Consider the following 3,666-nt stretch of genomic DNA (forward strand, 5'->3'; position numbering starts at 1 on the left):
CGGCCTCGCCCCCGGCGACCGGGTCAGGCTGCTCCGCCGCTTCGCCGCCGAGGTCGACGGCCGGATCGAGGAGCTGGCCCGGCTGGAGGTGGCCGAGGCCGGACACCCCGTGGCGAACGCGCGCTGGGAGGCCGGCAACGTACGCGACCTCCTCGACTACGCCGCCGGGGGAGTGGAGCGGCTCACCGGCAGCCAGATCCCGGTGGCCGGCGGGCTGAACGTCACCTTCGCCGAGCCGCTCGGCGTCGTCGGCGTCATCGCCCCCTGGAACTTCCCCCTGCCCATCGCCGCCTGGGGCACCGCACCGGCGCTCGCCGCCGGCAACGCCGTCGTGCTCAAGCCCGCCGAGGCCACCCCGCTGACCGCGCTGCGGCTCGCGGAGCTGGCCCTCGCGGCGGGGCTGCCGGAAGGGCTGTTCCAGGTCGTGCCGGGCGCCGGGCCGGTCGCGGGCGCCGCACTCGTGGCGCACCCGGACGTGGCGAAGATCGTGTTCACCGGCTCCACCGCCGTCGGCAAGCGCATCGCCGCCCGCTGCGCGGAGCAGGTCAAACGGGTCACCCTCGAACTCGGCGGCAAGAGCCCGAACATCGTCTTCGCCGACGCCGACCTGGAGCGCGCCGCGGCCGCCGCCCCCGCCTCGTTCCTCGACAACACCGGCCAGGACTGCTGCGCCCGCAGCCGCATCCTCGTCCAGCGCAGCGTCTACGACCGCTTCCTCGCCCTGCTGGAGCCCGCCGTGCACGCCTTCACCGCCGGCGACCCGGCCGACCCCGGCACGCGGATGGGCCCGCTCATCTCCGCCGCCCACCGCGAACGGGTCCGCGGCCACGTCCCCGAGTCCCGGCCCGCGGCCATCCGCGGCACCGTCCCCGGCGGCCCCGGGTACTGGTACCCCGCCACCGTCCTCACCGACGCGCCGCCCGACGACCCGGTCAGCCGCGAGGAGGTCTTCGGCCCCGTCGCCGTCGTCCACCCCTTCGACGACGAGGCCGACGCCGTACGCCTCGCCAACGCCGGCCCGTACGGTCTGTCGGGCTCGCTGTGGACCCGCGACACCGCCCGCGCCGTCCGCGTCTGCCGCGCCGTGGCCGCCGGGAACCTCTCGGTCAATTCGCACAGCAGCGTGCGCTACTCGACGCCCTTCGGCGGCTTCAAGCAGTCCGGCCTCGGCCGCGAGCTGGGCCCGGGCGCGCTCGCGTCGTTCACCGAGACCAAGAACGTCTTCATCAGCACCGAGGAGTGAGCACGTTGACCGACCTGACCGACGGGACCGCAGTCTGCCGCCGGCTGCCCGGCCGCACCGCCGTCGTCACCGGGGCCGGCAGCGGCATCGGCCTGGCCGCGGCCCGCCGGCTGGCGGCGGAGGGCGCGCACGTCGTCTGCGCCGACATCGACGAGGCCGCGGGCAAGGCGGCCGCCGAGGCGACCGGCGGGCTGTTCGTACGGACCGACGTGACCGTCCCCGAGGACGTCGAAGCGCTGTTCCGGGCCGCGGACGACCGCTACGGCTCGGTCGACGTCGCGTTCAACAACGCCGGCATCTCGCCACCCGAGGACGACTCCATCCTGGACACCGGCATCGACGCCTGGCGCCGCGTGCAGGAGGTCAACCTCACCTCCGTCTACCTGTGCTGCAAGGCCGCCATCCCCTACATGCGGCGCCAGGGCCGCGGCTCCATCGTCAACACCGCCTCGTTCGTGGCCGTGCTGGGCGCCGCGACCTCCCAGATCAGCTACACCGCCTCCAAGGGCGGCGTGCTGGCCATGTCCCGCGAACTGGGCGTGCAGTTCGCCCGCGAGGGCATCCGCGTCAACGCCCTGTGCCCGGGGCCCGTCAACACCCCGCTGCTCACGGAGCTGTTCGCCAAGGACCCGGAGCGCGCGGCCCGGCGGCTGGTGCACATCCCCGCGGGCCGCTTCGCGGAGGCCGAGGAGATCGCCGCCGCGGTGGCGTTCCTGGCGAGCGACGACGCGTCGTTCGTCAACGCCGCGGAGTTCCTGGTCGACGGCGGCATCGCGGGCGCGTACGTCACGCCGCTGTAGCCGCCTGGTCGTGCGCGGCGGGGCCGCTCACAGGAACGTACGGCCCTCGCCGCGGTACGTCGGGACCGTCTCCGCGACCCGCTCGCCCTCGATCAGGTGCAGCGCGTCGAACCGCTCGCACAGCTCGCCCGCCTTCGCGTGCCGGAACCACACCCGGTCGCCGACCAGCAGGTCGTCGGCGGGGCCGCCGAGCAGCGGGGTCTGCACCTCGCCGGCGCCCTCCTGCCGGTCGTAGCGCAGGCCCGCCGGCAGGTACGGCACGGGCGACCGGTCCGGGCCCGCGGGGCCGGAGGCGGGGTAGCCGCCGCCGAGGACGGTGACGACCCCGACGCCCGGGCGGCGGACCACGGGCAGCGCGAAGACGGCGGCGGGGCGGCCGTCGAAGCCGGTGTAGTTGTCGAACAGCCGCGGCTGGTAGAGCCCCGAGCCGGCGGCGACCTCGGTGACCGCCTCCTCCGCGGCGGTGTGCTGCACGCTGCCCGTACCGCCGCCGTTGACGAACTCCAGGTCCGCCAGCCGGCGCACCGCCGCCACCGCCGCCGCGCGGCGCTCGGCGAGTTGCCGCCGGGCCACCGCCTGCATCAGCCGCACGCCGCGCGACGTCAGCGGCCGGCCGGCGACGTCGTCCCCGACGCCGGCGACGTGCCCCTCGTACGCCATCAGCCCCACCAGCCGGAAGCCCGGCCGGCGCTCCACCTCGCGGGCCACCGCCGCCAGCGCCGCCGGACCGGACAGCGGCGACCGGCGGGCGCCGACGCGCACCCGGCCGCCGAGCAGGCGCAGCGAGGTGTCCAGCTCCAGGCAGACCCGCACCTCCTCGCGCCCGCCGTCCCGGGCCGCGTCCACGAGGTCCAGCTGCGCGGGGTCGTCCACCATGACCGTCACCGCGGCGGCGAGCTTCGGATCGCCGGCCAGCTCGGCGAAGCCGGCGCGGTCCGCGGACGGGTAGGCCAGCAGCACGTCGTCGAAGCCGGAGCGGGCCAGCCACAGCGACTCGGCGAGCGTGAAGGACATGACCCCGGCGAAGCCGGGCAGTGCCAGCACCCGCTCCAGCAGCGCCCGGCAGCGCACCGACTTGGTCGCCACCCGGACCGGCTTGCCCGCGGCGCGGCGCACGAGCCCGGCCGCGTTGGCGTCGAACGCCTCGGTGTCCACGGCGGCGAACGGGGCGTCGAGGCTGGTGGTGGCGCGGTCGTAGCGGGCGCGCAGAGCTGCGTAATCCGGCATGAAGGAAGACTGCCACCGGGTGGCGGGCAGGCGGTAGAGGGGTACGGAGAGGATGAGGCGTTCGGGCGGCGCGCCGTCCGCCACGGGAGCCCAGTAGAGTGTCGCGAGCGCCTGTCAGCAGGTCGTCCGGGGGCGACTCACAGGAGGGGAGTGAGGGGGCTGTTGAGCACTGACGCAGAGCAGACGCCCGCGGCCCCGCCGTCGCCGCACTCCCCGCCGGAGGGCGGCGGGCCCGCCCGGCCCGCCGGGCCGACGGGCGCGGCCGAGCCCGAGGCAACGTCCGGGACCGCCGGAACCGCCAAGTCCGCGGGGGAGGCGGTGGAGACCGCCGGGTCCGTACGGCCTCCGCGCCCCGCGCCGCCTCCCCGCCCGCCGGCCCCCGCACCCGCCGACGCA

The 3,666-nt window shown here is 76.4% G+C and carries 3 protein-coding genes and 1 pseudogene; 3 read left to right on the forward strand and 1 reads right to left on the reverse strand.

Annotation, left to right across the window (positions count from 1 at the left end):
* Both ABD317_RS34625 and ABD317_RS34630 read left to right on the forward strand, forming a co-directional pair.
* Positions 1 to 1,243 (forward strand): aldehyde dehydrogenase family protein (locus ABD317_RS34625; protein ID WP_344295487.1); only part of this gene is annotated, 1,243 nt, incomplete at its 5' end.
* Between the two features lie 14 nt (positions 1,244 to 1,257).
* A complete protein-coding gene (locus ABD317_RS34630) occupies positions 1,258 to 2,043 on the forward strand; it encodes a 3-oxoacyl-ACP reductase (protein ID WP_344295493.1) in 786 nt (261 codons plus the stop codon).
* 27 nt (positions 2,044 to 2,070) lie between these two features.
* On the opposite strand, the gene ABD317_RS34635 is transcribed toward ABD317_RS34630, so the two are convergent.
* Positions 2,071 to 3,270 carry an alanine racemase gene (locus ABD317_RS34635; RefSeq protein WP_344295490.1) on the reverse strand — a complete coding sequence of 400 codons (1,200 nt, stop codon included), beginning with the start codon at positions 3,268 to 3,270 and terminating at the stop codon, positions 2,071 to 2,073.
* Between the two features lie 162 nt (positions 3,271 to 3,432).
* On the opposite strand from ABD317_RS34635, the pseudogene ABD317_RS34640 reads away from it, so the two are divergent.
* Positions 3,433 to 3,666: pseudogene (locus tag ABD317_RS34640) on the forward strand (hypothetical protein); the annotation flags it as partial.

Origin of the sequence: Streptomyces synnematoformans (assembly GCF_039531005.1) — a bacterium.
Classification (GTDB): Bacteria; Actinomycetota; Actinomycetes; order Streptomycetales; family Streptomycetaceae; genus Streptomyces; species Streptomyces synnematoformans.

Excerpts from the sequence above, each read along its gene's own strand:
- ABD317_RS34635 (WP_344295490.1), bottom strand. The coding sequence starts at position 3,270 with ATGCCGGATTACGCAGCTCTGCGCGCCCGCTACGACCGCGCCACCACC.